General features: G+C 76.8%; 24 protein-coding genes and 1 riboswitch. Of the genes, 9 read left to right on the forward strand and 15 right to left on the reverse strand.

Annotation, left to right across the window (positions count from 1 at the left end):
* Positions 1 to 14: 14 nt before the first annotated feature.
* The 3 genes from BMZ33_RS01125 to BMZ33_RS01135 are packed head-to-tail and all read right to left on the reverse strand — an operon-like array spanning position 15 to position 2,388.
* Positions 15 to 1,220: an MFS transporter gene (locus BMZ33_RS01125; protein WP_091106933.1), complete on the reverse strand. Its 1,206-nt coding sequence runs from the start codon at positions 1,218 to 1,220 to the stop codon at positions 15 to 17.
* A gap of 23 nt (positions 1,221 to 1,243) precedes the next feature.
* Complete coding sequence (locus tag BMZ33_RS01130) at positions 1,244 to 1,798, reverse strand: TetR/AcrR family transcriptional regulator (protein ID WP_091106934.1); 555 nt, start codon at positions 1,796 to 1,798, stop codon at positions 1,244 to 1,246.
* Complete coding sequence (locus BMZ33_RS01135) at positions 1,795 to 2,388, reverse strand: sugar O-acetyltransferase (protein ID WP_091106936.1); 594 nt, start codon at positions 2,386 to 2,388, stop codon at positions 1,795 to 1,797. The genes BMZ33_RS01130 and BMZ33_RS01135 overlap by 4 nt, the downstream gene beginning before the upstream one ends.
* 78 nt (positions 2,389 to 2,466) lie before the next feature.
* Here BMZ33_RS01135 and BMZ33_RS01140 point away from each other — a divergent pair, with 78 nt between their 5' ends.
* From BMZ33_RS01140 to BMZ33_RS01150, 3 genes are read left to right on the forward strand one after another with little or no spacing between them, the layout of a single operon-like run.
* Positions 2,467 to 2,994: a DNA-directed RNA polymerase subunit alpha C-terminal domain-containing protein gene (locus BMZ33_RS01140; protein WP_091106938.1), complete on the forward strand. Its 528-nt coding sequence runs from the start codon at positions 2,467 to 2,469 to the stop codon at positions 2,992 to 2,994.
* A 38-nt stretch (positions 2,995 to 3,032) separates the two neighbouring features.
* A complete protein-coding gene (locus BMZ33_RS01145; RefSeq protein WP_091106940.1) occupies positions 3,033 to 3,977 on the forward strand; it encodes a phosphoglycerate dehydrogenase in 945 nt (314 codons plus the stop codon).
* A gap of 50 nt (positions 3,978 to 4,027) precedes the next feature.
* Positions 4,028 to 5,686: a bifunctional 3'-5' exonuclease/DNA polymerase gene (locus BMZ33_RS01150; protein ID WP_091106942.1), complete on the forward strand. Its 1,659-nt coding sequence runs from the start codon at positions 4,028 to 4,030 to the stop codon at positions 5,684 to 5,686.
* Here the strand turns inward: BMZ33_RS01150 and BMZ33_RS01155 are convergent.
* Together BMZ33_RS01155 and BMZ33_RS22495 are read right to left on the reverse strand one after the other, a co-directional pair.
* Positions 5,683 to 7,080 carry an MFS transporter gene (locus BMZ33_RS01155; protein ID WP_169063726.1) on the reverse strand — a complete coding sequence of 466 codons (1,398 nt, stop codon included), beginning with the start codon at positions 7,078 to 7,080 and terminating at the stop codon, positions 5,683 to 5,685. The genes BMZ33_RS01150 and BMZ33_RS01155 overlap by 4 nt on opposite strands.
* Before the next feature lie 59 nt (positions 7,081 to 7,139).
* Positions 7,140 to 7,661, reverse strand: a complete 522-nt coding sequence (locus BMZ33_RS22495; protein WP_136697161.1) for an ArsC/Spx/MgsR family protein — start codon at positions 7,659 to 7,661, stop codon at positions 7,140 to 7,142.
* A gap of 107 nt (positions 7,662 to 7,768) precedes the next feature.
* Between BMZ33_RS22495 and gdhA the strand changes: the two genes are divergently transcribed.
* Together gdhA and BMZ33_RS01170 are read left to right on the forward strand one after the other, a co-directional pair.
* Positions 7,769 to 9,118 (forward strand): NADP-specific glutamate dehydrogenase, encoded by a 1,350-nt coding sequence (gene gdhA, locus BMZ33_RS01165; RefSeq protein WP_091106943.1) that lies wholly within the window; start codon positions 7,769 to 7,771, stop codon positions 9,116 to 9,118.
* 159 nt (positions 9,119 to 9,277) lie between these two features.
* Positions 9,278 to 9,427, forward strand: a riboswitch (cyclic di-AMP (ydaO/yuaA leader).
* Positions 9,428 to 9,617: 190 nt separating this feature from the next.
* Positions 9,618 to 10,544, forward strand: a complete 927-nt coding sequence (locus tag BMZ33_RS01170; protein WP_091106945.1) for a VldE C-terminal domain-containing protein — start codon at positions 9,618 to 9,620, stop codon at positions 10,542 to 10,544.
* A 15-nt stretch (positions 10,545 to 10,559) separates the two neighbouring features.
* On the opposite strand, the gene BMZ33_RS01175 is transcribed toward BMZ33_RS01170, so the two are convergent.
* Genes BMZ33_RS01175 through BMZ33_RS01185 form a run of 3 tightly spaced genes read right to left on the reverse strand, consistent with a single transcriptional unit; the run spans position 10,560 to position 13,761 of the window.
* Positions 10,560 to 11,420 (reverse strand): sugar phosphate isomerase/epimerase family protein, encoded by an 861-nt coding sequence (locus tag BMZ33_RS01175; RefSeq protein WP_091106947.1) that lies wholly within the window; start codon positions 11,418 to 11,420, stop codon positions 10,560 to 10,562.
* Positions 11,417 to 12,598 (reverse strand): dihydrodipicolinate synthase family protein, encoded by a 1,182-nt coding sequence (locus tag BMZ33_RS01180; RefSeq protein WP_091106949.1) that lies wholly within the window; start codon positions 12,596 to 12,598, stop codon positions 11,417 to 11,419. The genes BMZ33_RS01175 and BMZ33_RS01180 overlap by 4 nt, the downstream gene beginning before the upstream one ends.
* Positions 12,595 to 13,761 (reverse strand): Gfo/Idh/MocA family protein, encoded by a 1,167-nt coding sequence (locus BMZ33_RS01185; RefSeq protein WP_091106951.1) that lies wholly within the window; start codon positions 13,759 to 13,761, stop codon positions 12,595 to 12,597. The genes BMZ33_RS01180 and BMZ33_RS01185 overlap by 4 nt, the downstream gene beginning before the upstream one ends.
* Positions 13,762 to 13,931: 170 nt before the next feature.
* Here BMZ33_RS01185 and BMZ33_RS01190 point away from each other — a divergent pair, with 170 nt between their 5' ends.
* The gene (locus BMZ33_RS01190) at positions 13,932 to 14,993 is read left to right on the forward strand and encodes a LacI family DNA-binding transcriptional regulator (protein ID WP_091106952.1); all 1,062 of its coding nucleotides are present in this window, start codon (positions 13,932 to 13,934) and stop codon (positions 14,991 to 14,993) included.
* A gap of 142 nt (positions 14,994 to 15,135) precedes the next feature.
* On the opposite strand, the gene BMZ33_RS01195 is transcribed toward BMZ33_RS01190, so the two are convergent.
* Positions 15,136 to 16,527: an MFS transporter gene (locus tag BMZ33_RS01195; protein ID WP_169063727.1), complete on the reverse strand. Its 1,392-nt coding sequence runs from the start codon at positions 16,525 to 16,527 to the stop codon at positions 15,136 to 15,138.
* Positions 16,528 to 16,805: 278 nt separating this feature from the next.
* Here BMZ33_RS01195 and BMZ33_RS01200 point away from each other — a divergent pair, with 278 nt between their 5' ends.
* Together BMZ33_RS01200 and BMZ33_RS01205 are read left to right on the forward strand one after the other, a co-directional pair.
* On the forward strand, positions 16,806 to 17,978 hold the full coding sequence (locus BMZ33_RS01200) for a Gfo/Idh/MocA family protein (RefSeq protein WP_091106954.1): 1,173 nt from the start codon (positions 16,806 to 16,808) through the stop codon (positions 17,976 to 17,978).
* Positions 17,971 to 18,840 carry a DUF6807 domain-containing protein gene (locus BMZ33_RS01205; protein ID WP_169063728.1) on the forward strand — a complete coding sequence of 290 codons (870 nt, stop codon included), beginning with the start codon at positions 17,971 to 17,973 and terminating at the stop codon, positions 18,838 to 18,840. The genes BMZ33_RS01200 and BMZ33_RS01205 overlap by 8 nt, the downstream gene beginning before the upstream one ends.
* On the opposite strand, the gene BMZ33_RS23880 is transcribed toward BMZ33_RS01205, so the two are convergent.
* The 6 genes from BMZ33_RS23880 to BMZ33_RS01235 are packed head-to-tail and all read right to left on the reverse strand — an operon-like array spanning position 18,803 to position 25,627.
* Positions 18,803 to 19,225, reverse strand: coding sequence for a dienelactone hydrolase family protein (locus BMZ33_RS23880; RefSeq protein WP_091106960.1), 423 nt, complete (start codon positions 19,223 to 19,225; stop codon positions 18,803 to 18,805). The genes BMZ33_RS01205 and BMZ33_RS23880 overlap by 38 nt on opposite strands.
* The gene (locus BMZ33_RS01215) at positions 19,225 to 19,875 is read right to left on the reverse strand and encodes a class I SAM-dependent DNA methyltransferase (protein WP_091106962.1); all 651 of its coding nucleotides are present in this window, start codon (positions 19,873 to 19,875) and stop codon (positions 19,225 to 19,227) included. Before BMZ33_RS01215 ends, BMZ33_RS23880 begins: the two co-directional genes overlap by 1 nt.
* 35 nt (positions 19,876 to 19,910) lie before the next feature.
* Positions 19,911 to 21,062: an acyl-CoA dehydrogenase family protein gene (locus BMZ33_RS01220; RefSeq protein WP_091106965.1), complete on the reverse strand. Its 1,152-nt coding sequence runs from the start codon at positions 21,060 to 21,062 to the stop codon at positions 19,911 to 19,913.
* A 1-nt stretch (position 21,063) separates the two neighbouring features.
* Positions 21,064 to 22,008 (reverse strand): hydroxymethylglutaryl-CoA lyase, encoded by a 945-nt coding sequence (locus BMZ33_RS01225; RefSeq protein ID WP_091106967.1) that lies wholly within the window; start codon positions 22,006 to 22,008, stop codon positions 21,064 to 21,066.
* Complete coding sequence (locus tag BMZ33_RS01230; protein ID WP_169063729.1) at positions 22,005 to 23,990, reverse strand: acetyl/propionyl/methylcrotonyl-CoA carboxylase subunit alpha; 1,986 nt, start codon at positions 23,988 to 23,990, stop codon at positions 22,005 to 22,007. The genes BMZ33_RS01225 and BMZ33_RS01230 overlap by 4 nt, the downstream gene beginning before the upstream one ends.
* Positions 23,991 to 23,995: 5 nt before the next feature.
* The gene (locus BMZ33_RS01235; protein ID WP_169063730.1) at positions 23,996 to 25,627 is read right to left on the reverse strand and encodes a carboxyl transferase domain-containing protein; all 1,632 of its coding nucleotides are present in this window, start codon (positions 25,625 to 25,627) and stop codon (positions 23,996 to 23,998) included.
* A gap of 48 nt (positions 25,628 to 25,675) precedes the next feature.
* Here BMZ33_RS01235 and BMZ33_RS01240 point away from each other — a divergent pair, with 48 nt between their 5' ends.
* Positions 25,676 to 26,281, forward strand: a complete 606-nt coding sequence (locus BMZ33_RS01240) for an SACE_7040 family transcriptional regulator (protein WP_169063731.1) — start codon at positions 25,676 to 25,678, stop codon at positions 26,279 to 26,281.
* The last annotated feature ends 20 nt before the right edge of the window (positions 26,282 to 26,301 follow it).

Raw genomic sequence — 26,301 nt, forward strand, 5'->3', positions numbered from 1 at the left:
GCGCGCCGGGCCGGTCAGCCGCCCGCGGTCCGCCGTCCCGGCAGGGACCGTCCGAGCAGCAGCGTGCCCACCCCGGCCACGACGACGGCGACCAGCGCCACCCGCAGGCTGCTCGCGTCGGCCACCGCGCCGATCAGCGGCGGCGAGACGAGGAAGCCGATCCGCAGCAGCCAGTTGATCGCCGTCAGCCCCGTCCCGTGCCGCAGCCCGGGCAGCTCGTCGGCAGCCTGGTAGACGGCCGGGACCAGCGTCGCCACGCCCAGGCCGGCCAGGGCGAAGCCGGCCAGCGTGGTGGGCACCGAGGGCAGCGCCAGGGCCAGGCCCATCCCCGCGGCGGTGAGCGCGCCCCCGGCGCGCGCCACCCGGCGCCGGCCGAACCGGTCGACGACGCGGTCGCCGGTGAGCCGCCCGACGGTCATCGCCACCGACAGCGCGACGAAGCCCAGGCCCGCGGTGGCCGCGCCGGCGTCGAGCTCGGTGCGCAGGTACAGCGCGCTCCACGAGGCGCCGGCGTCCTCGACGAAGGCGCCGCAGGTGGCCAGCACGCCGAGCACCGCGAGCGGCAGGACGGCGGCCCGCCGGCCGGGTCGCCCGCGCGGCGGCCCGGCCGCCACGGCGCCGGGACCGGGCTCCGGCTCGTCGCGGCCGGGCAGCACGGCCCGCGACGCGACCAGCGCCACCGCGCCGAACAGGAGCGCCGAGGTGCCCAGGTGGACTCCCAGCGGCACGCGCAGCCCCGCCGCGGCCGAGCCGAGCAGCCCGCCGGCGACCGCGCCGATGCTCCAGACGCCGTGGAAGGCGTTGAGGATCGAGCGTCGGTAGAGCCGCTGCACGCGCAGCCCGTGCGCGTTCTGTGCGACGTCGACGACCGCGTCGAGGGCGCCGACCACGAGCAGCGCGGCGGCCAGGCCCGGCCAGTTGGGCGCCACCGACACCGTCCACACGGCGACGCCGAGCAGCACCAGGCCGGCAGAGGCCACCCGGCCGGAGCCGAACCGGCGGATCAGCACCGCCGACGACAGCCCGGCCAGCAGCGCCCCCAGTGGCACGGCCGCCAGCGCCGCGCCCAGGGCGGTGCTGCTCAGGCCGAGCTGGTCCTTGACCTCCGGTAGCCGGGGCACCAGGCCGGCGTAGAAGACGGCGTTGAGGAAGAAGCAGGCGGCGACGGCGGCGCGGGCGCGGCGCAGGCGGGCGTCGACGGCCGGGGGAGCGAGGGACACGGGCGGGGTCCTGGGGATCGGGCTCAGCCGGCGAGGCGGGTGAGCGCGGAGTGGATCTGGGCGGCGGTCATCGGGTCGGTCGACAGCGCGCTGTGCAGCACCAGCCCCTCGACCAGGGCGTCGACCTCGCGGGCGGTGATCGGGTCGAGGTGGCGCTCGAGGCTGCGTCGGCTGCGCGACATCCAGTCCTGGGTGACCTCGCGCAGCGCCGGGTCGCGGGCCGCGGCGACGTAGAGCTCGACGGCGAGCACCAGGTCGCGCGAGGAGCCCAGGAGGTCGTCGGTGAGGTGCTCGGCGAGCGCCTGGAGCGCCGCCGCCCGGTCGGGTGCGGCGCGCATGCGCTCGTCGAACCGCTCGGCGACGGTGTCGACGTGCCGGGTGAAGGCCGCGGCGAGCAGCTCGGTGAGTGAGGCGAAGTGGTAGGTCAGCGAGCCCAGCGGCACGTCGGCGGCCCGCGCGATGGCCCGGTGGGTGGCGGCGGTGACGCCCTGCTCGGCGACGACGTCGAGCGCGGTGTCCACCAGCCGGTCGCGCCGACCCGGGTCGTGCCGGCGCGCCCGCCGGGCCGGGGCGCTCACCGGGTGGCCGGGTCCAGGCTGCGCACGATGCGGGCCGGGTTGCCCACCGCCACCACGTTCGCCGGCAGGTCCCGGGTGACCACCGCCCCGGCGCCGACGACGGTGTTCTCGCCGATGGTCACGCCGGGCAGCACGATCGCGCCGCCGCCGAGCCAGACGTTGTCACCGACGGTGATCGGCTCGGCCGCCTCCCACTTGGCGCGCCGCGGCCCGGGTTCGACTGGGTGGGTGGGGGTGAGCAGCTGGACGTTGGGCCCGATCTGGACGTCGTCGCCGATGGTGATCGGCGCGACGTCGAGGGCGACCAGGCCGAAGTTGGCGAAGCAACGGGCGCCGATGCGCAGGTGGCTGCCGTAGTCGACGTGCAGCGGCGGGCGGATCTCGGTGCCCTCGCCGACCGCGCCCAGCAGCTCCTCGAGGAGTCGGCGGCGCAGCGGGCCCTGGCGGACCGTCGTCGCGTTGTACGCGTCGGCCAGGTCCAGTGCCCGGGCGCTGGCCTCGCCGAGCTCGGGGTCGTCGGCGACGTAGAGGTCACCGGCGAGCATCCGCTCGCGCATCGTCCGGGTGTCGGCAGTGTCGGGCGCGGTCATAGGAACAACCGTACACAACGATTCGCCGGGTCACGGGGGAGGACACGACGGGGGAGGGCGGCGCTAGGGTCGGAGGCCATGGTGACCAGGTCGCCGGGCAACCGGTCCGGGCGGAGCGTGCAGGACCTCCAGCTCCCCGGGCGGGCGGTGGCGGCGCTGGGGCGCGCGGGCGTCACCGACGTCGCCGACCTCGCGGCCCTCAGCCGGAGCGACCTCGCCGCGATCCCGGGGCTCGGCCCCAGCACGATCGCCGCCATCCGCGCCGTCGTCCCGGAGCCGCCCGCGCGCCTGCCGCGCGCCGGGACCCCGCCGGCGCCCGGGGACGAGGGGCCGGCCGCGCCGGCGATCCCGTCGTTCGAGTCGCTCCGCGCACCGCAGCGGCGGACCGCGCTCGACCTGCTGGTGCCCGCGACCGAGGGCGACCCGCCGCCGCCCGGCGACCCCGAGCCCGGGACCGGGCCCGCGCCCGACCGGGCCGGTGCCGGCGAGCCGCCCGCGGTGGCGCCGCGGCCCGCGGAGTGGGGCGACCTGTGGCGGTTGGGCCTGCGCGTGGCCCGCTGGTGGGTGCGGCAGCCGGTCCGCACGGCGCGCCGCCTCCTCGGCTGAGCCACCGCACCCGCACCGAGCGACGGAGGCCCGACCGCGTGAAGATCCTGCTGCCCGACTCCACGCCGCTGGACCCGGCGCTGCCCGAGGGCGTCGAGGCGGTGCGCTACCCGGTCGCCGCCCCGGTGCCGGAGGAGCACCGCGACGCCGAGGTCCTCGTCGTCTGGGGCAACGCGGGGGCGGACCTGCACGCCGTCGCCGGTCGGATGCCCCGGCTGCGCTGGGTGCAGACCCTCGCCGCCGGGCCCGACGTCGTGCTCACCGCGGGCTTCCCCGACGACGTCGTCGTCACCTCGGGCGCGGGCCTGCACGACGGCCCGGTCGTCGAGCACGCCCTGGCCCTGGTGCTCGCGCTGCTGCGCCGGCTGCCCGCCGCCCTGGCCGCGCAGGCCGAGCACCGCTGGGCCCGCGAGCTCGGCGGCCTGCAGCCGCTGCACCCCGAGGGCGCGGTGACCACGCTCATCGGCGCGCGGGTGCTGGTGTGGGGCTTCGGCTCGATCGGGCAGACGCTCGCGCCGGTGCTGCGGTCCCTGGGCGCGTCGGTGCGGGGGGTGGCGAGGAGCGCGGGGGAGCGCGGCGGCTTCTCCGTGGTCGCCGAGGACGGGCTGGCCGGCGAGCTGGCGCACACCGACGTCCTGGTGATGATCCTGCCGTCGACGCCGGACACCGCCCGGGCGCTCGACACCGACCGGCTGGCCGCCCTCCCGCCGCACGCGCTGGTGGTCAACGTCGGCCGCGGCTCCACCGTCGACGAGCCGGCGCTCGTCGCGGCGCTGGCCGGGGGGCGCATCGGCGGCGCCGCCCTCGACGTCACCGACGTCGAGCCGCTGCCGGCCGACTCGCCGCTGTGGGACGCACCCGGGCTGCTGCTGACCCCGCACGCCGCCGGCGGCCGGCCGGTGGGCGCCGACGAGCTCCTGGCGGCCAACCTCGCCGCCTTCGTGGCCGGCGGCGAGCTGCGCAACGTGGTGCCGCGGGACTGACGGGCGCGTCGCCCGCGGGGACCGTCGCACCCCTCACCGACACTGGGCGGGTGGAGCGGATCGTCCTCCGCCGCCGCGGGGACGCCGTCGAGGTGCGGCGGTGCCCCGGCGGCGGGACGTCCGACGTCGTCCGGCTGCCCGCCGGCGAGCTGCCCGCCCTCGTCGCCGAGCGGGAGCGGACGCCGGCGCCGGTGCGCTGGGTGTGGGACGACACCACCCGCTGGTACCCGGCGCTGCTCGACGCCGGCGTCCGCGTCGAGCGCTGCACCGACCTGCGGCTGGCCCGCGCCGTGCTGCGCCGGTCGCCGTTCGCCGACCGGGCGCTGCTGGCAGGGGAGGACGCCGCCGGCTGGGACGCGCTGCAGCCGGTGACCACCGTCGAGCACGCGCTGTTCCCGCTCGAGGACCCCGCCGACCGGCTCGACCCCGCCGCCGAGCACGACCGCCAGCAGGCCGCGCTCGCCGCCTCGCCGCGGCGCGCGGGGCTGGAGCTGCTGCTGGCCGCGGAGTCCTCCGGCGCGCTGGTCGCCGCGGAGATGACCGCCGCCGGGCTGCCGTGGCGCGCCGACGTCCACGAGCGGCTGCTCACCGCCCTGGTCGGACCGCGCCCGCCGGCCGGCGCCCGGCCGCCGGTGCTGGAGCGGCTCGCCGCGGAGGTGCGGACGGCGCTCGGTGCCCCCGCCCTCAACCCCGACTCGCCGGGCGAGCTGCTGCGGGCGCTGCAGGCCGCCGGGCTGCCGGTGGCCGACACCCGCCAGTGGACCCTCGAGCAGGTCGACCACCCCGCCGTGCCGCCGCTGCTGGAGTACAAGCGGCTGGCCCGCCTGCTGGCCGCGCACGGCTGGGCGTGGCTGGAGACCTGGGTGCGCGGGGGCCGGTTCCGCTCGGCGTTCCTGCCCGGCGGCGTGGTCACCGGGCGGTGGTCGGCGCAGGGCGGTGGCGCGCTGTCGGTGCCCGCGCAGGTCCGCCCGGCCGCGGTGGCCGACGACGGCTGGGCGTTCGTGGTCGCCGACGTCGCCCAGCTCGAGCCCCGGGTGCTCGCCGCGATGAGCGGCGACGCCGCGATGGCCGAGGCGGCGCGCGCGGCCGACCTGTACCAGGGCGTGGTGACCGGCGGCGCGGTGGCCACCCGGGCGGAGGCCAAGCTCGGCGTGCTCGGCGCGATGTACGGCGGCACCCGCGGGGAGAGCGGCCGGGTGCTGCCGCGGCTGGCCCGCCGCTACCCCCGCGCCATCGGCCTGGTGGAGGACGCCGCCCGCGCCGGCGAGCGCGGGGAGGTGGTGGCCACGCTGCTCGGCCGCGGGTCGCCGCTCCCCGACGGCTCGTGGGCGCAGCGCGGGGCCGACCTCGGCGAGGCGCCCGTCGACGACGGCCCGCGCGAGGACCGCGACCGCGCCCGCCGGGCCTGGGGCCGGTTCACCCGCAACTTCGTCGTCCAGGGCACCGGCGCGGAGTGGGCGCTGTGCTGGCTGGCCGACCTCCGCAACCGGCTGTGGCGGCTGGGCGACGGGCCGCCCGCCGAGCGGCCGCACCTGGTGTTCTTCCTGCACGACGAGGTCGTGGTGCACACCCCGGAGCACCGGGCGGAGGAGGTGGCCGCCGCGGTGCGCGCCGCCGCGGCCACGGCCGGCCGGCTGCTGTTCGGCGGCTCCCCGGTCGACTTCCCGCTCGACGTGGCCGTCGTCCGCTCCTGGGCCGACGCGGGCTAGCGCGCGGCGACGGCCTCCCCGGCCGGGGCGGGGCGGCCGGTCAGCAGCGTGACGACGGCGGTGAGCAGGCAGACGCCCACCCCGGCGACGGCGAGCACGGTGTAGCCGCCGGCCGCGGGCGACCCCCCGCCCGCGGGCGTCGCGGCGGCCAGCACGGTGGCGGTGAGCGCGCTGCCGACGCTGAACCCGACGTAGCGCAGTACCTGGTTGAGGCTCGTCGCGCTGCCGGTCTCCGCCGGCGGGACGGCCGCGACCACCAGCGCCGGCAGCGCCGCGAACGCCGCGCCCACGCCCAGCCCGGCCACCGCCATGACCGCGAACAGGTGCCACAGGTCGGTGCGCAGCAGCGCGAACAGCACGAACGCCGCGCCCTGCGCCAGCGCGGCCAGCGGCAGCACCCGGGCCTGCCCGGCGCGGTCGGCGACCACCCGGGCCAGCCGCCCGCCCACGACGCTGGCCGCCGAGAACGGCAGCAGCGCCAGCCCGGCGACGACGATCGACGTGCCGAAGCCGGCCCCCTCGGCCGGGGGCGCCTGGGCGATGACCGGCACCGCGGCCAGCAGCAGGTAGTTCGACAGCCCCACCAGCAGGGCCGCGGAGTGCGCGGTCAGCGCGACCCGGCCGCGGGCCAGTCGCAGGTCCACCAGCGGCTCGGGGGTGCGCAGCTCCCAGGCGACCCACAGCGCGAGCGCCGCCAGCGCCGCGGCGGCCAGCGCCCACAGCCGGGGCGAGGCCGGGCCCCACGTCTCGGCCTCGCCCAGCGCGAGCAGCAGCCCGCCCAGCCCGGCGCCGAGCAGCACGGCGCCGACGACGTCCAGCCGCCGCCGGGGCGCCGCGGCCGGGGCGGGCAGGACGGCGGCCGCGGCGGCCAGCGCGGCGGCGCTCACCGCGGCTCCGGCCCAGAACGCGGCCCCCACCCCGCCCGCCTCGGCCACCAGCCCGGCCAGCGGGTAGCCCAGGCCCACCCCGGTGACCACGGTGACCGACAGCGCGGCGATGGTGGCGCGGGAGCGCTCGCCGGCCAGCGCCTCCCGCGCCGTGGCGATGGCCAGCGGCGTGAGCCCCAGCCCGACGCCCTGCAGGGCCCGGCCGGCGACCAGCCAGCCGAGGCCCAGCGGCAGCGCGGCCAGCACACCGCCGAGCGTGACGACGGCGAGCACGGCCAGGACCACCCGCCGCCGGTGCGGCCCGTCACCGAGCCGGCCGACCACCGGGGTGGCGACCGCGCCGACCAGGAGCGTGACGGTCAGCGACCACTGCGCGTCGGGCAGCGCCGCGCCGGTGGCCGCCGCGACCGCCGGGACCAGCGGTGCGCCGAGGCTGCTGATGACGGCGACGACCGTCCCGACGAAGACCAGCGTCGCGACCAGGGCGCGGGGGGAGCGGGGTGCCACGACTGCCAGGGTCCCAGGTCGTTGCACACAGCAACCGGTGGGCCGGTCGGAGCAGCCGGTCAGAGCAGCCGGTCGAGGTCGTCGGGGCCGGGGCCGGTGCCGCCCGAGTCGCGCAGGGGGGAGCTCTCGGGCCGGTCGTCGGCCGGCGGCTCGGCCGCGACCGGCCCCTCGGCGTACAGGGTGTCGGGGTCGCGGGGGTCCATCTCGCGGGTGCCCCGGGCGGCGGCGACCACCTCGCTCAGCGTGTCCCCGTCCCGCGCGACCCAGGCGCGGCCGTCGTCGGCGAGCACGATCGGGCGTTGCAGCAGCCGCGGGTGCCCGGCGAGCACCCGGATCCACGCGTCGGCGTCGGCGGGGGTGTCGCGGGCAGCCTCGCGCAGGCCGAGCTCCCGGGCCGGCGGCTCGGACAGCCGGGTGACGTCCCACGGCTGCAGGCCCAGCGCGGCCAGCACCGCGCGCAGCTCGTCCTCCGTCGGCGGGTCGTCGAGGTAGCGGCGCAGCGTGTACCCGACGCCGGCCCGGTCGAGCTCGTCGCGGGCGGTGCGGCACGTCGAGCACGCCGGGTCGAACCAGACCTCCACGCCCCGACCCTAGGACCCCGGGTGGAGCGCCGCCGCGGACTCTGCCACCGTTCCACGCGAGCGGAACCGGACCGTCGGGAACGCCGCGGACGCGAGGAGGCGCACGGATGGGCACCGACGTCACGGCGGTGGTGGAGCGGATCTACGGAGACGTGCTGCGGCGGAACAGGGGGGAGACGGAGTTCCACCAGGCCGTGCGCGAGGTGCTCGACTCCCTCGCCGTCGTGCTGGCCCGCCACGCCGAGTTCCTGGAGATGAAGACGATCGAGCGGATCTGCGAGCCCGAGCGGCAGGTCATCTTCCGGGTGCCGTGGCAGGACGACCGCGGCGAGGTGCACATCAACCGGGGCTTCCGGGTGGAGTTCAACTCCGCCCTCGGGCCGTACAAGGGCGGCCTGCGCTTCCACCCCTCGGTCGACGTCGGGATCGTGAAGTTCCTGGGCTTCGAGCAGGTGTTCAAGAACGCGCTCACCGGCATGCCGATCGGCGGTGGCAAGGGCGGCTCGGACTTCGACCCCAAGGGCCGCTCCGACGCCGAGGTGATGCGGTTCTGCCAGTCGTTCATGACCGAGCTCTACCGGCACCTGGGCGAGTACACCGACGTGCCGGCCGGCGACATCGGCGTCGGGGCCCGGGAGATCGGCTACCTGTTCGGCCAGTACAAGCGGATCACCAACCGCTACGAGTCCGGGGTCATCACCGGCAAGGGCCTGGGCTGGGGCGGGGCGCTGGTGCGCACCGAGGCCACCGGCTACGGCGCCGCCTTCTTCGCCGCGGCGATGATGGAGGCGGCCGGTGAGTCCTTCGACGGCAAACGGGTCACCGTCAGCGGCTCGGGCAACGTCGCCGTCTACGGCATCGAGAAGGTGCACCAGCTCGGCGGCACGGTGGTCGCCTGCTCGGACTCCAGCGGCTCCGTCGTCGACGAGAAGGGCATCGACCTCGACGTCCTCAAGCAGGTCAAGGAGGTCGAGCGGGCGCGGATCGCCGAGTACGCCGAGCGGGTGCCCTCGGCCTCCTTCGTCGAGGGCGGCAGCATCTGGGACGTCCCGTGCGACGTCGCCGTCCCCAGCGCCACGCAGAACGAGCTCGACGGCGACGCCGCCGCCGTCCTCGCCCGCAACGGCTGCCGCTACGTCGTCGAGGGCGCCAACATGCCCTCGACGCCCGACGCGGTCCGGGTGTTCCGCGAGGCCGGGATCGCCTTCGCCCCCGGCAAGGCGGCCAACGCCGGCGGGGTGGCGACCTCGGCGCTGGAGATGCAGCAGAACGCCTCGCGCGACCGGTGGACCTTCGAGCACACCGAGGCGCGGCTCGAGGAGATCATGCGGGGCATCCACGCGCGCTGCTCGGAGACCGCCGAGGAGTACGGCTCGCCCGGTGACCTCGTGCTCGGCGCGAACGTGGCCGGCTTCCTCCAGGTGGCCGAGGCGGTGCACGCCCACGGGCTGGTCTGAGCCACCGGATCCGGCGGCCTCTACACCCTCCGGCCGTCGATCGGCAGGGCCGCGACGGTGATCACTCGACGAAAACGGTGTCGACTCGTTGTCACGATCGGATAACGCCGGTAGCGTGGCGCCGTCCGACCGGCCGACACGTCCCCCGACGGGGGAGACCGGCGGACGCCGCCGAGTCGCCTCCCGGGGCGAGCCGGGGACCCACCGCACCACTGGGGTGAATCCCCTCCTGGCCACGCGCCGGGGGAGGTAGGGCCGCTTCCCGCCCGAACCCGTCAGCTGACCCGGTAGGCGGCCATCGGAAGAACGGAGAGCCGCCCGATGGCGCGCGCCTGCCCTGCCGCACCCCCGCCTCTCCGGTCCTCCCGGACGCCGGCGCCCCCGCGCAGCTGACCGTCCGCGGCAGTCCGCCGCTGCCGCGACCGCCCGCCCCGCTGACCGCCTCCTGCGGCAGCCCCCTGCGCTGCTGCGCCCGCACCCCTCCGGAGCACCCCGCACCATGGACCCCCGCACGACCTCGTCCGGCCGCACCGCCCGATCCCGCCAGGCCGCCCGCCTCCGGGCCACCCGCCGGCCCGGTCTCCTGCTCGGCGCCGCCGCGGCCGGCGCGCTGCTGGTCAACGTCGTCGTCGGCGCCGAGCCCGCGGCGCAGGCCGGCGCGCAGACCACCGGCTCGACCAGCGTCGCCGCCGAGCTGGGCCTGACCGCCGGGACCGGCGCGCTCGAGGCCCCCGCCGACCTGCAGCCGCTCGAGGACCTCGCCGCCAGCCGCGGCAGCCGCGAGGCCGAGGAGGTCACCGCGCAGCAGGCGCAGGCCGCCGCCGACCAGGCCGTGCTCGACCAGCAGCGCGCCGAGGCCGAGGCCGCCGCCGCGGCCCAGCGCGCCGCCGAGGAGGCCGCGGCCGCCGAGGCGGCCGCCGCTGCCGAGGCCGCCGCCGCTGCCGCCGAGGAGGCCGCTGCGGCCGAGGAGGCCGGAGAGGCGCCGGCGCCGGCGTCCGCTGCCTCGTCCGCTGCGTCGTCCGCCGGTTCCTCGACCGCCGGTTCCTCAACCGCCTCGACGGTCACCGCGAAGATCACCAACACCTCCGGCGCCGTGCAGGCGGTCGTGCAGGCGGCGGCCAACGCCGTCGTCAGCAACGTGGCCGGTGCCGGCTCGATCACCCTGGGCGGCACCCGGCCCAGCGCGGCCGACCCGGGCGGCCACCCCTCGGGCCTGGCCCTGGACTACATGACCATGAGCAACACCGCGCTCGGGAACGCGATCGTGGCCTACCACGTGGCGCACTGGGACGAGCTCGGCGTCGACTACCTGATCTACCAGCAGAAGATGCTCAGCTCGCCCGGCGGCAGCTGGTCGCAGATGGCCGACCGCGGCAGTGCCACGGCCAACCACTACGACCACGTGCACGTCAACTACGTGGGCTGACGCCCTCCGGCCGGCTCAGCGGCGGACGCCGGAGGACGCGGCGAACGCCGCCGCCGTCCGCGCGGCCACGTCGGCCGGGTCGGCGTCCCACAGCGCGTGGGCGAAGACCTCGACCTCCACGTCGCCGCGGTAGCCGGCCGCCTCGACCAGCGCGCTGATCCCCGCCAGGTCGGCGTGCCCGTCCCCGGGCAGGCCGCGCGAGACCAGCACGTCCGGTCCGAGCGGGGTCACCCAGTCGGCCAGCTGGTAGCTCGCGATCCGCCTGCCGCGGCCGGCCCGTGCCACCTGCGCCGGCAGGTCGGGGTCCCACCACACGTGGTAGGTGTCGACGACGACGCCGACCGCCTCGGCCGGGAACTGCTCGGCCACGTCGAGCGCCTGCCCGAGGGTGGAGACCACCCCGCGGTCGGCGGCGAACACCGGGTGCATCGGCTCGATGGCCAGCACCACGCCGGCCGCGCGGGCGTCGTCGGCCAGCGCGCCGACCGCGTCGCGGGCCCGCTCCCGGGCGCCGGCCAGGTCGCGGTCGCCCCCGGGCAGGCCGCCGGCGACGAGCACGAGCACCGGTGCCGAGCCGGGGGCGCCGGCCGCGGCCAGCGCGGCGGTCTCCTCGATGGCGCGCCGGTTCTCCGCCAGCGCCGCGGTGCGGCCCGGGCCGGGGGGCGCGGTGAAGAAGCCGCCCCGGCACAGGCTCGACACCCGCAGCCCCGAGTCGGCCACCAGCGCGCAGGCCTTCTCCAGCCCCACGTCGGCGACCGGCTCGCGCCACAGCCCGACCGCGCCGATCCCGGCCGCGCGGGTGGCGTCCAGCGCGTCGAGGAGGGATGCGTGCTTGACGGTGGCCTGGTTCAGCGACAGCCGCGGGTGCGCGCTCACGCGACCGGCTCCAGCGCCGGGACGGCGACGCCGGCCAGCGCCAGCAGGCCGTTCCACCGGCGGGCCGCCAGCTCGGGGTCCTCCAGGACGCCGGCCGCGTCGGCCAGCCGGACCACCTCCGACAGGTGCGGCAGGCTGCGGGCGCCGTGCAGCCCGCCGACCATCGCGAACGCCGGCTGGTGGCCGTTCAGCCAGGACAGGAAGGCGATGCCGGTCTTGTAGTACGCCGTCGGCGCGGCGAACACCTGCCGGGACAGCGCCTCCGTGGGCCCGAGCAGCCGGCGGTAGCCGGCCGGGTCGCCGGCGTCGAGCGCGGCGATGGCGGCACCGGCCACCGGTGCGATCGCGGCGAAGGCGCCCAGCAGGGCGTGCGAGAACCGCTCGCCGTCGCCGGCGATGAGGTCGACGTAGTGGAAGTCGTCGCCGGTGAACAGGTGCACGCCGTCGGGCAGCCGCCGCCGCAGCGCGACCTCCGCGTCGGCGTCGAGCAGGCTCATCTTGATGCCGCGCACCCGGTCGGCGTGCCGCTCCAGGACGCGGACCACGACGTCGGCGGCCGTGCGGGTGTCGGCCGAGCCGAAGTAGCCGCGCAGCTGCGGGTCGAAGGCCTCGCCGAGCCAGTGCAGCAGCACCGGGCCCCCGGCGCGGGCCAGCACCTCGGCGTAGACCCGCTCGTAGTCGGCCGGGCCCTCGGCCACCCGCGCCAGGTGCCGGCTGGCCATGAGCACGACCCCGGCGCCGCAGTCCTCGGCGGCGTGCAACTGCTCGACGTAGGCGTCGACCACCTGGGCCAGCGGGACGACGTCGTCGGCCAGGTGGTCGGTGTTCACCCCGACCACCAGCGCGCCGCCGACCGACCGCGCCTCGGCCGCGCTGCGCCGGACCAGCTCGCGGGTGGCGGCGGTGTCGAGGCCCATGTTGCGCTGCGCGGTGTCCATGGCGTCGGCCACGCCCAGCCCCCACGACCACAGGTGGTGGCGGTAGGCGAGGGTGGCGTCCCAGTCGACGTCGGCCGGCGCCCCCGGCACGTTCTCCCCGGACACGCGCGGGACGACGTGCGCGGCGGCGTAGGCGGTGCGCGACCGCAGCGGCGCCGCCGGGCGGCGCACCGCGGCCGGCTCGCCGAGCGGCAGCAGCCGGGTGCGCCCGTCGGTGTCCAGCAGGACGGCGGTGCTCATCGGGTCGCCACCTCGGCGTCGCTGTCCTGGATGCTGACGCGGCGGCCGGTGCGCGAGCTCTCCAGGCCGGCCTCGGCCAGCCGCACTCCGCGGGCGCCGGAGGCGAAGTCGTACGGGTGCGGGGCGTCCTCGACCACGTGCCGGACGAACTGCTCCCACTGCACCTTGAAGCCGTTCTCGACCGGGTCGTTGTCGGGGACCTCGAGCCAGCCGGCGCGGTAGTCGCGGGAGTCGGGGACGTCGGGGTTCCACACCGGCTTCGGCGTGGCGTTGCGCGGCTGGATGCGGCAGCCGAACAGGCCGGCGACGGCCGACCCGTGGGTGCCGTCGACCTGGAACTCGACCAGCTCGCCGCGGTCGACGCGCACCGCCCAGCTGGAGTTGATCTGCGCGACCACGCCGCCCTCGAGCTCGAAGATCCCGTAGGCGGCGTCGTCGGCGGTGGCCGCGTAGGGCTCGCCGCGCTCGTCGACCCGGCTGGTGATGTGCGTGGTGGCCTTCGCGTACACCGACTCGACCCGGCCGAAGAGGTCCTCCAGCACGTAGTTCCAGTGCGGGAACATGTCGACGACGATCCCGCCGCCGTCCTCGGCCCGGTAGTTCCAGCTCGGGCGCTGCGCCGGCTGCCAGCCGCCCTCGAACACCCAGTAGCCGAACTCGCCGCGCACCGACAGCACCTGGCCGAAGAAGCCGGAGTCGAGCAGCCGCTTGAGCTTGAGCAGCCCCGGCAGGAACAGCTTGTCGTGGACGACGCCGTTCCTCACGCCGGCCGCCGCGGCCAGCTCGGCGAGCTCCACGGCCTCGGCGTGCGTCTCGGCGGTGGGCTTCTCGGTGTAGACGTCCTTGCCGGCCGCGATGGCCCGCCTGATCGCCGCGACCCGCGCCGAGGTGACCTGGAAGTCGGCGTAGACCTGCCACCGGTCGTCGGCCAGCGCCGCGTCGAGGTCGGTGGTCCAGTCCTCGATGCCGTGCCGCTCGGCGATCTCCTGCAGCGCGGCGGCGCGGCGGCCCACCAGCAGCGGCCGCACCTGCACCCGCTCGCCGGTGGAGAGCAGGACGCCGCCCTGCTCGCGGATGGCCAGGATCGACCGCAGCAGGTGCTGGCGGTAGCCCATCCGGCCGGTCACGCCGTTCATGACGATGCCGAGGGGTGCGGTGCCCATGGTGGTCTCCTCGCGGTGGGGGAGCGCTGCCGTCGAGCGGCTGGAAAGCGCTTACCGTCACGATAGGGCAGCGGTGTGACGCAGGCAACCACCTGCCGCCGCGGTCCGGTCCCGCCCGCGCCCCTCGCGCGGGGGAGGTCGGCCCGGCCCGGCGCCGCTAGACTCCGTCCGTGCAGCCCGACGCCGATCCGCGGGCCCGGCGCGGCCCGGGCGGCGTCACCCTGCGCGACGTCGCCGAACGGGCCGGGGTGTCGCTGGCAACCGCTTCCCGGGTGCTCAACGGCAGCAGCCGGGTGGTCGGCCCCGACCTCGCCGCCCGCGTGGGCCGGGCGGCGGCCGAACTGCGGTACGCCGCGAACGGTCCCGCGCAGGCGCTGGCGCGCGCCACCACCAACGTCGCGGGCCTGGTCGTGCACGAGGTCGACGACCCCTACTTCGCCTCGATCGCCGCCGGCGCGATGCGCGTGGCCACCGGGCACGGCCTGCTGACGATGATGGCCAGCACCTCCCGCGACGCCGGCCGCGAGGTCGAGTACGTGCAGCGGTTCCAGGCCCAGCGCGTGCGCGCGGTGCTGCTGGCCGGCAGCGGCCGGATCGACGAGGGCGACGAGCTCGGCCGGGCGCTGGCCGACTTCGCCGACGGCGGCGGCCGGGTGGCGCTGGTCAGCGAGCACGACCTGCCCTTCGACACGGTGCTGCCCGCCAACCGGCGGGGTGCGGCGTCCGTGGCGCGGCTGCTGCGCGACCTCGGCCACCGCGAGGTCGGCGTGCTGACCGGCCCGCGCGAGCTGCGCACGGTGGCCGACCGGCTCGGGGGCTTCCTCGACGGCTGGGAGCAGCTCGGCGGCGACCGCGGCGCCCCGGTGGTGGTCGAGGCCGACTTCTCCCGCGCCGGGGGCCACGCGGCGACGCTGTCGCTGTTCGCCCGGGCGCCGCGGGTCACCGCCGTCTTCGCGCTCAACGACCTCATGGCCGTCGGCGCGCTCAACGCGCTGCAGGCCGACCTCGGCCGGCGGGTGCCCGACGACGTCTCCGTGGTGGGCTTCGACGACCTGTGGTTCACCGGCGACCTGCAGCCCGCGCTCACCACCGTGCGGCTGCCGCTGGAGGACATGGGTGCCCGCGCGATGGAGCTGGTGCTCTCGCCGCCGGCGGCCGACCCGCGCCGGGTGCCGGTCCCCGCGGAGCTCATCGTCCGGGGCAGCACCGGCTCGGCCCGCCCGCCCGCCTAGGAGGAGGACCCTCCTGCCCCCACCGCTCGCGAGCTCGCGGCGGGTCCCTGCAGGAGGGCCGTTCCAGCGCGTCACGGGCCGGGGGACGGCGGCGGCCGCCGTCCCCCGGGTGGGGACGGCGGCCGCCGTGGGGGAGTGCGGGTCAGGCGGTGCCGACCTCCACGCGGGAGGCCTCGCCGGCCGGGCCCGGTGCCGGGGCCGGCCCGTCCAGCTCGCGCAGGTCCTTACGGGAGGTCTCCGGCGCCGACCAGGCGGCGAGGGCGGAGACGACGCACAGCAGGAAGGTCAGCCCGCCGATGACCAGCGGCACGTTCGTCGACCCGGGCGGGGAGATGAACGCGAACACCGAGGGCAGGAAGGCCACGAGCATCAGGCCGACGTTCTGCGAGACCGCGAAGCCGGTGACCCGGTGGCGGGTGGGGAACAGCTCCTGGAAGTAGCTGGCGAAGGTGGCGTTCCACAGCTGGTAGAGCACGCCGAACATCAGGATCGCCAGGACGACGGTCAGCACCACGTTGTTCCGGCCGACCGCGTACAGGTAGGCGAAGGACAGCACGCCGGCGCTCAGCGGGCCGACGATCATCAGCGGGCGGCGGCCGACCCGGTCGGACAGCTTGCCGAAGTAGGGGATCAGCGCGACGGCCGCGACGTTGGCCGCGAGCGGCAGCCAGAGGTAGGTGGCCGCGCTCATCCCGACGCCGTAGGCCTCGTTGGTGGCGTACGCGGTGCCGAAGACGACGACGGTGGTGCCGACGACGTTGGCCAGGGCCATGAGCACGCAGCGGACGATGGTGCCGCCGCTCTCGCGGACGACCTGGAGCACCGGGGTCTTGGGCGTGGCGTCCTTCGCGGCCTCCTCGAGGAAGACCGGCGTCTCGGCGACCCGGCGGCGGATGACGTAGCCCGCCACGATGACGACGAAGCTCAGCAGGAACGGGATGCGCCAGCCCCAGGTCTGGAAGGCCTGCTCCGACAGCAGCGCGGACAGGGGGATGAAGCTCGCGGCGGCGAGGATGGAGCCGGCCTGGGTGCCCTGCAGGCTGAAGCTGGCGTAGAAGCCGCGCCGGTCCGCGGGGGCGTGCTCGACGATCATCGCACTGGCGCCGCCGAGCTCACCGGCGACGGCGAAGCCCTGGACCAGCCGCAGCAGCACCAGCAGCGCGGGCGCCAGGAGGCCGACCTGGGCGTAGGTGGGCAGCAGGCCGACGGCCAGCGTCGAGACGCCCATGAGCATCATCGCGAGCACGAGGACGTTCTTGCGGCCGTGCCGGTCGCCCCAGCTGCCCAGGACGAAGGCGCCCAGCGGCCGGGCGACGTAGCCGACCGCGTAGGTGGCCAGGGAGGCGATGAGCGCCACCGTCGGGTCCTCGGACGGGAAGAACACGGCGGGGAACACCAGCGCGGCGGCCTGGCCGTAGATGGCGAAGTCGTAGTACTCGAGCGTGCTGCCGATCCAGCCGCTCATCGCGGCCTTGCGGGACATGACGCGGTCGTGGGCCGGCGGGCCCGACCGGTCGCGCATCTCTCCGTGCATGACGCCTCCTGGGTCGTCGACGACTGGTCGCCGGGGTGCGGGGTCGGGCTCCGGCGGTGTCCGCTCCGGCCCGGTAAACGCTTGCCGAGGACAGGGTGCTGTGACCCATGGCACGTGTCAAGTACGAGATGTGCCGTAGCTCACGGACGCCGGGATGCGGTTTGCAGCCCGGTGTCGGAGGAGGCGACGCGGCGAGCAGGACATGCGAGCAACCGCTTTCCCACGTGGCCTGCGCCACGCTACGGTGGCGGCGACCGTCGATCCGAGGAGGACGCCGCATGGTCGCGCCCAGCCCGCACCGGGCCAGCCCCGTCCCCGCCGTCCTGGTGGGCGCGCACGGCCACGGCCGGTGGCACCTGGAGAACGTCGCCCGGGCCACCCGCGCGGGGGTGCCGGTGCGCCTGGCCGGCATCTGCGACACCCGCCCCCTGACCGCCGAGCAGCGCGTGCTGGCCGGCGACGTCCCGGTCGGCCCGCGGCTGGCCGAGCTGCTCGAGGTCACCGGCCCCGGCATCGCGATCGTCAGCACGCCGATCCACACGCACGCCGGGCTGGCGCTCACCGCGGCCCGCGCCGGGTCCGACGTCCTGCTGGAGAAGCCGCCCACGCCCACGCTGGCCGGCTTCGAGCAGCTCGCCGCCGACCTCGCCGGCACCGGCCGGCTGTGCCAGGTGGGCTTCCAGAGCCTGGGCTCGCGGGCCCTGCCGCAGGTGCGCGCGCTGGTGGCCGACGGTGCGATCGGCGAGGTGCTGGGCATCGGTGCCGCCGGCGCCTGGCAGCGCGACGCCGCGTACTACGGACGCGCGCCCTGGGCCGGCCGGCGCAGCCTCGACGGCGTCCCGGTGGTCGACGGCGCGCTGACCAACCCGTTCGCGCACGCCACCGCCACCGCGCTGGCGATCGACGGCGCCGCGGCCGTGGCCGACGTGCAGGTGGAGCTGTACCGGGCCAACCCGATCGAGGCCGACGACACCTCGTGCCTGCGCGTGGTCACCGACCGCGGCACCGAGGTCACCGTGGCCGTGACCCTGTGCGCCGACCGCGACGTCGAGCCGTACCTCGTCGTGCACGGCACCCGCGGGCGCATCACGCTGCACTACCGCCCGGGGCTGGTCCGGCTCGAGCGGGGCGGGGAGGTGTCGACGACGGAGCACCCGGCCACCGACCTCCTCGAGGACCTCGTCGCCTCCGTCCGCGAGCCGGGCCGCCCGGTGCTGGTGCCGCTGGCCGCCACCCGCGCGTTCATGCAGGTGGTGGAGGCGGTCCGGCTCGCCACCGAGCCGCTCGAGGTGCCGTCGGCGCACCGGCGCGTCGGGACCGCGGGAGTGCACCCGCACGTCGTCGTCCCCGGTGTGGCCGACGCGGTCGAGCGGGCGGCCGCAGACCGTGCGCTGTTCTCCGAGCTCGGGCTGCCCTGGGCGCGGGCCGGGGCCGGGGCCGCCCGTGGCTGACCGCCCGGTCGCGGTGCTGCGGGCCGGCGGGGTCGTCGTCGCCGAGTACCGCGACGGCCGCGACCTGGACCCGTCGCTGGCGCCCCGGCCGTACCTGCACCCGGTCACCACCCTGGGCGGGGTGCCGGTGAGCGACGCGCTGCCCGCCGACCACCCGTGGCACCTGGGGGTGTCGGTCGGCATCCCGGACGTCGGCGGCGCCAACCTCTGGGGCGGGCCGACCTACCTCCGCGACCGCGGCTACACCGCGCGCGCGGATCACGGCCGGGTGGAGTCCGCGGGCTTCTCCGCCCGCTCCCAGGGCGGACTCGACGAGGCGCTGCACTGGCTCGGCCCGGACGGGCGGCTGCTGCTCGGCGAGCACCGCCGGGTGCGGGCCCGCCCGGTCGCCGGCGGCTGGGAGCTGGGGTTCACCACCGTGCTGACCAACGCCACCGGCGGCGAGCTGGCGCTCGGCAGCCCGGCCACGAACGGGCGCCCCGGCGCCGGGTACGGCGGCTTCTCCTGGCGGCTGCCGCCCGCGGGGGAGCCGCACGTGCGCACCCCGGACGCGGAGGGGGAGGAGGCCGTGCACGGCTCGCCCGCCGCGTGGCTGGCCTGGACCGACCGGGCGGCGGGCTGCACCGTCGTCCTCGCCGGTGCCGACGACGCCACCCGCGCCGACCCGTGGTTCGTGCGCGTGGCCGACTACCCGGGCCTCGGGTCCTCGCTGGCGGCCCGGCACCCGCTGCGGCTGCCGCCGGGCGGCACCGTGCGGCGGGCGTTCCGCGCCCTGGTGGCCGACGGCGACCCCGGGGACGACGCCGTCGCCGCGTGGGCCGGGGTCACACGCGTGCGAGCAGCTCCAGCACCCGTCCGGTGAGCAGCGCGGTGGCCGCGGCGTCGTAGGAGGGCAGCGAGCGGTCGGTGAACAGGTGCCGGTCACCGGGGTGGACGACGAGCTCGCCGTCGTCGGCCTCGGCCACCAGCGCCCGCGCGGCGTCGAGGTCGCCCTCGCCGGCGAAGAACGGGTCGGCGGCCGTGCCGTGCACCTGCACCGGGAGGCCGGCCGGCCACCCGCCGTGCGCCGCCGCCGGCAGGCAGGCCTCCAGGAGCACCGCGCCGCGGGCGCCGGGGCGGGTCTGCGCCAGCCGCTGCGCCGGCAGCACGCCCAGCGACACCCCGGCGTAGACCAGCCCGGCGGGCAGGTCCTCCACCGCGCGGACGCCGCGGGCGACCACCTCGCCGGAGCCCACCTCCTCGGCCATCAGCGGTGCTCCTCCCGGACGGCGGTGACGTAGACCTGAGCGGTGCACTCGGGGAGCTCCGGTGCGCGGACGGTCGTGGACCGGACGGCGAGGCCGGCCCGCGCCAGGCACCCGACGACGACGTCGGGGTCGTGGCGGAAGACCGGCAGGTCGACGTCGTGACCGTAGGCCCGCGCGAGGTGCTGCTCGCCGCCGTCGCCGGCCTGGAACGCGAGCAGCAGCGGGGCGCCGTCGGCCAGCACCCGGCGCAGCTCCGCGCACAGGCCGGGGAGCAGCGCCGGCGGGGTGTGGATCAGCGAGTACCAGGCCAGGGCGCCGGCCAGCACCCGGTCGGCCAGCGGCAGCGCGGCCAGCGCGCCCACGGCGAGCGGGAGCCGCGGGTGGTCCCGGCGGGCGACCCGCAGCATGGCCGGCGAGAGGTCGACGCCGACCACGTCGACCCCGAGCCGGTGCAGGTGCGCCGCCACCCGCCCGGGCCCGCACCCGAGGTCGCCGACCGGCCCGCCGCCGCGCCGGTGCACGTCCTCGGCGAGGACGCCGAGCAGCGCCCGGTCGAGCGGCCTGCGGTCCAGTTCGTCGCGCAGCAGGTCGGCGTAGTCGGGCGCCACCGTGTCGTAGGCGGTCCGCGTGCGCGCCAGCAGGTCGGTCACGCCGGGCAGCCGACCACAGCCCACCGACAGGTCCCTCAGAGGCCGAGCTCGCGGGCGATGAGCATGAGCTGCACCTCGGTGGTGCCCTCGCCGACCTCGAGGATCTTGGAGTCCCGGTAGTGCCGGGCCACCGGGTACTCGTTCATGAAGCCGTAGCCGCCGTGCACCTGGGTGGCGTCGCGGGCGTTGTCCATGGCGGCCTCGCCGGCGACCAGCTTGGCCACCGCGGCCTCCTTCTTGAACGGCAGCCCGGCGAGCATCTTCGCCGCGGCGTCGTAGTAGGCGGTGCGGGCGGCCACGACCCGGGCCTCCATCCGGGCGATCTTGAAGGCGATGGCCTGGTTCTGCACGATCGGCCGGCCGAACGTCGAGCGCTCCCGCGCGTACTTCACACTCTCGTCCACGCAGCCCTGGGCGGCGCCCACCGACAGCGCGGCGATGGCGATGCGGCCCTCGTCGAGGATCCGCAGGAAGTTGGCGTAGCCGCGGCCGCGCTCGCCGAGCAGGTTCTCCTCGGGGACCCGGACGTCGTCGAAGGACAGCGGGTGGGTGTCGCTGGCGTGCCAGCCGACCTTGTCGTAGGCCGGCTCGGCGGTGAACCCGGGCGTGGGCACCGGCACGAGGATCGAGCTGATCTCCTTGCGGCCGTCGGCGAGCTGCCCCGTGACGGCGGTGACGGTGACCAGCCGGGTGATGTCGGTGCCGGAGTTGGTGATGAACGCCTTGCTGCCGTTGATCGTCCACTGCCCGTCGGCCAGCACCGCCGTCGTCCGGGTGCCGCCGGCGTCGCTGCCGGCACCGGCCTCGGTGAGCCCGAACGCGCCCAGCGCCTGCCCGCTGGTCAGCAGCGGCAGCCACTCCTGGCGCTGTTCCTCGGTGCCGAACCGGTACACCGGCATGGCGCCCAGCGAGCACCCGGCCTCCAGCGTGATGGCCACGCTCTGGTCGACGCGGGCGAGCTCCTCGATGGCCAGGCACAGCGTGAAGTAGTCCCCGCCCATGCCGCCGTACTCCTCGGGGAAGGGCAGGCCGAACAGGCCCATGTCGGCCATCTGGCGCACGACCTCGTACGGGAACGTCCTGTCCCGGTCGTGCTGGTAGGAGACCGGCGCGACGACCTCGCGCGCGAACTCCTCGACGGTCTTCCTGAGCTGGATCTGCTCGTCGGTCAGGCGGGTGTCGAGCACGTCAGGACTCCTGGTCCGTGGGGGTGGTGAGCGTGGGGGCGAGCGCCGCGAGGGCGCGGGAGGGGCTGGGGCGGCCGAGCCGGTCGGCCATCCAGAGGCTGGTGCGGGCCAGCGCGGGCAGGTCGACGCCGGTGTCGACGCCGAGCCCGTCGAGCTGCCAGACGAGGTCCTCGGTGGCGAGGTTGCCGGTGGCACTGCCGGCGTAGGGGCAGCCGCCGAGGCCGCCGGCCGAGGCGTCGACCGTGGTCACCCCGTGCTGCAGGGCGAGCAGCGTGTTGGCCAGCGCCTGCCCGTAGGTGTCGTGGAAGTGGACGGCGAGGCGGTCGGCGCCCAGGCCCTCCCGGTCGAGCAGGGCCAGGAGGGCGGCCACCTGGCCGGGGGTGCCGACGCCGATGGTGTCGCCGAGGCTGATCTCCGCGCAGCCGAACTCGGCCAGCCGCAGCGCCACGGCGGCCACCTGCTCGAGCGGCACGGCGCCCTCCCAGGGGTCGCCGAAGCACATGGACACGTAGCCGCGCACCGGGAGGCCAGCGGTACGGGCCTGCTCGACGACGGGGGCGAAGGCGGCCAGCGACTCGGCGACGGTGCGGTTGAGGTTGCGCCGGGCGAAGGACTCGGTGGCCGAGGCGAACACCGCGACCTCGCGGGCGCCGGCGGCGACGGCCCGCTCCAGCCCCTTCTCGTTGGGCACGAGCACCGGCGCGCGGGCCGGCTGGTCCCCGCCCAGCAGTGCGAGCAGCTCCTCGGCGTCGCCGAGCTGGGGGATCCACCGCTTCGGCACGAAACTGGTCAGCTCCACCGTGCGCAGCCCGGCGGCGGCCAGCCGGCGGACGAACTCGGCCTTGACCTCGACGGGCAGCGCGACGGCCTCGTTCTGCAGCCCGTCGCGGGGGCCGACCTCGTACACCTCGACCCGCGCGGGCAGGCCGGCCAGCGGGGTGCTCACGACCCCTCGCCCGGGTGCACGACGGCGAGCTCCTGGTCGACGGCGACCCGGTCGCCCACCCGCACCGGGACGTCGACCGTACCGTCGGCCGGCGCGGTCAGCGTGTGCTCCATCTTCATCGCCTCCACCACCACCAGGGGTTCCCCGGCGCGGACCACGGCGCCGGGGGTCACCGGCACCGCGACGACGGTGCCGGGCATCGGGCTGCGTACGGTGCGGTCGGCCGAGGCGGCGTCGGCGTGCAGCCGCGCGGGCGGCAGCTCGGCGAGCGCCGCGGTGACGCCGTCGACGTGCACCCAGGTGACCGCGCCGTCGACCACCGTCCTCGCGTGCGTGGTGCGGCCGTCGACGGTGACCAGCAGGCCGCCGTCGACCGGGGTGCCGGCGACCACGTGCTCGTCCCCGTCCCCACTGCCGTCGCCGACCCGCAGCCGGTCCCCGCCGGTGAGCGTGACGGGCAGCCGCTCGCCGTCGGGACCGGCGAGGTCCCAGCGCAGCGGCGCCTGCCGGCCGCCGGGGCGCCAGCCGCTGGGCACGTCCCACGGGTCGACGACCGGGCCGGCCGGCCGCAGCGCCGCCAGCCGGGACAGCGCGAACGCGGCGTGCGCCTCGACCGGCACGCTCGCGCCGGTCAGCCGGTCGAGCTCGCGCTCGACCAGGCCGGTGTCCAGCCGCCCGGCGCGCACGTCGCCGTCGGCGAGCAGCGCCCGCAGGAAGCCGGTGTTGGTGCCCACGCCGAGGACGACGGTGCCGGCCAGCGCCCGGTCCAGGCGGGTGAGCGCGCTGTCGCGGTCGGGGCCCCAGGCGACGACCTTGGCCAGCATCGGGTCGTAGGCGCTGCCGACCTCGAGGCCCTCGAGCAGGCCGCTGTCGACCCGCACGCCCTCGCCGGAGGGCTCGGCGAGCGCGCGGACCGTGCCGCCGGTGGGCAGGAAGCCGCGGGCGGGGTCCTCGGCGTAGAGCCGGGCCTCGACGGCGGAGCCGGTGAGCACCACGTCGTCCTGGCCGAGGGGCAGCGGCTCGCCGGCCGCCACCCGCAGCTGCTGCTCCACCAGGTCGATCCCGGTGACGAGCTCGGTGACCGGGTGCTCGACCTGCAGCCGGGTGTTCATCTCCATGAAGAACGGCTCGTCGGGGGTGTCGCCGCCGACGATGAACTCCACGGTGCCGGCGCCGGTGTAGCCGACGGCGCGGGCGACGTCGACGGCCAGCGCGCCGTAGCGCGCCCGCTGGTCCGGCGTCAGCAGCGGCGAGGGCGCCTCCTCGACGATCTTCTGGTGCCGTCGCTGCAGGCTGCACTCGCGCTCACCCAGGTGCAGCACCGTGCCGTGGGTGTCGGCGAGGACCTGCACCTCGACGTGCCGCGGGCCGAGGACGAAGCGCTCGAGGAAGAGGGTGTCGTCGCCGAAGCTGGTCGCGGCCTCGCGGCGGGCCGACACCAGCGCGGCGCGCAGGTCGCCGGGCCGGTGCACCAGCCGCATGCCCTTGCCGCCGCCGCCGGCCGAGGGCTTGACCAGCACCGGGTAACCGACCTCCTCGGCCGCGGCCACCAGGTCCTCGTCGGTCATGCCGGGGTCGGCCCGGCCGGGGACGACGGGGACGCCGGCCGCGCCGACCGTCTGCTTGGCGCGGATCTTGTCGCCCATGACCTCGACGGCCTCGGCCGGCGGGCCGACGAAGACCAGCCCGGCGTCAGCGCAGGCCTGGGCGAAGGCGGTGTTCTCCGACAGGAACCCGTAGCCGGGGTGCACCGCCTGCGCGCCGGTGCGGGCGGCGGCGTCGAGCAGCCGCTCGATCGACAGGTAGGACTGCGCGGCCGGCGTCGGCCCGAGCCGGACGGCGACGTCGGCCTCGCGGACGTGCCGGGCGCCGGCGTCGGCGTCGGAGTGGACGGCGACGCTGCGCACGCCGAGGCGGCGCAGCGTGCGGATGACGCGGACGGCGATCTCGCCGCGGTTGGCGACCAGGACGGTGTCGAACACGGCGCTCACATCCGGAAGACGCCGTAGCCGACGTCCTCGAGCGGCGCGTTGGCCGTGGCCGACAGGGCGAGGCCGAGGACCGTGCGGGTCTCGGCCGGGTCGATGACGCCGTCGTCCCAGAGCCGGGCGGTGGCGTGGTACGGGTGCCCCTGGCGCTCGTACTGCTCGCGGATGGGGGCCTTGAAGGCCTCCTCGTCCTCGGCCGGCCACTCCTCGCCGCGGGCCTCCAGCCCGTCGCGGCGCACCTGGGCCAGCACGCTGGCGGCCTGCTCGCCGCCCATGACCGAGATGCGGGCGTTGGGCCAGGTGAACAGGAAGCGGGGGGAGTAGGCCCGGCCGCACATCGAGTAGTTGCCGGCGCCGAAGGAGCCGCCGATGACGACGGTCAGCTTGGGCACCCGGGCGCACGCGACGGCGGTGACCATCTTGGCGCCGTGCTTGGCGATGCCACCGGCCTCGTAGTCACGACCCACCATGAACCCGGTGATGTTCTGCAGGAACAGCAGCGGGATGGAGCGCCGGTCGCACAGCTCGACGAAGTGCGCGCCCTTCATCGCCGACTCGGCGAAGAGCACGCCGTTGTTGGCCACGATCCCCACGGGGTGGCCGTGGATGCGGGCGAAGCCGGTCACCAGCGTGGGGCCGTAGAGCTCCTTGAACTCGCCGAACCGGCTGCCGTCGACGAGCCGGGCGATCACCTCGCGGACGTCGTAGGGCGTGCGCGGGTCGGTGGGCACCACGTCGTAGACCGACTCGGCCGGGTGCAGCGGCTCCTCGGCGGGGACGACGTCCCACGGCCGCGGGCTGCGCGGGCCGAGCGTGCCGACGATGCGGCGCAGCAGCCGCAGCGCGTGCGCGTCGTCGTCGGCCAGGTGGTCGGTGACGCCGGAGGTGCGGCTGTGCAGCAGCCCGCCGCCGAGGTCCTCGGCGCTGACCACCTCGCCGGTGGCGGCCTTCACCAGCGGCGGCCCGCCGAGGAAGATCGTGCCCTGGTCGCGCACGATGACCGCCTCGTCGGCCATCGCCGGCACGTAGGCGCCGCCGGCGGTGCACGAGCCGAGGACGGCGGCCAGCTGCGGGATGCCGGCCCGCGACATGGTGGCCTGGTTGTAGAAGATCCGGCCGAAGTGCTCCCGGTCGGGGAAGACCTCCTCCTGCAGCGGCAGGAAGGCGCCGCCGGAGTCGACCAGGTAGACGCAGGGCAGCCGGTTGTGCAGCGCCACCTCCTGCGCGCGCAGGTGCTTCTTCACCGTCATCGGGTAGTAGGTGCCGCCCTTGACGGTGGCGTCGTTGGCCACCACGACGCACTCCCGGCCGGCGACCCGCCCGATGCCGGTGATGATCCCGGCCGACGGCGCGTCGCCGCCGTAGAGGTCGTGGGCGGCCAGCGGGCTCAGCTCGAGGAAGGGGCTGCCGGGGTCGAGCAGCGCGTCGACCCGCTCGCGGGGCAGGAACTTGCCCCGCGAGACGTGCCGCTCGCGGGCCCGCGCGCCGCCGCCCTCGGCGACCCGGGCCAGCTGGTCGCGCAGGTCGGCGACGAGGGCGCGGTGCGCGTCCGCGTAGCCCGTGCCGCCCGGGGGTGAGCCGAGGACCGTCGTGACCTCTCCCGGCTCGCTGTTAACCGTCGTTAACGCCACGCGCCGGAGGTTAACGCACGTTCACACGCCGCCGCTAGCATTGCCGGGGTGACCGACGCGCTGGCCGACAGCGACACCGCGCTGGCCGCCGACGCCACCCGGCTCTCCCGGCGCGAGCAGATCCTGCAGGCGGCCGCGCGGCTGTTCGCCGAACGCGGCTCCCGGTCGGTCGGGGTGGACGACGTCGGGGCCGCCATCGGCGTGACCGGCCCGGCGATCTACCGGCACTTCGCCAGCAAGGACGCGATGATCGCCGAGATGCTGCAGGGCATCAGCGAGCGGCTGCTCGCCGGCGGCCGGGAGCGGGTGGCCGTCGCCGGGCCCGACCCCGCCGAGCAGCTGCGGGCGCTGGTCGCCTTCCAGGTCGACTTCGCGTTGGACAACCCGGCGCTGATCACCGTGCACGACCGCGACCTCGGCTCGCTGGCCCCCGGTGACGCCGCGCGGGTGCGCCGGCTGCAGCGCCGCTACGTCGAGGTGTGGGTCGACGTGCTGCGCCGGCTGCGGCCCGGTGAGGGCACCGACGCCTGCCGCGCCCGCGCCCACGCCGTCTTCGGGCTGGTCAACTCCACCCCGCACAGCGCCGGGCAGCTGCCCCGCGAGGAGATGGGCGTCCTGCTCGCCGAGATGGCCGAGGCCGCCGCGACCGCGTGACGGCCCCGCTGCAGGCAGCA

The organism is Geodermatophilus dictyosporus (assembly GCF_900115505.1).
GTDB lineage: Bacteria > Actinomycetota > Actinomycetes > Mycobacteriales > Geodermatophilaceae > Geodermatophilus > Geodermatophilus dictyosporus.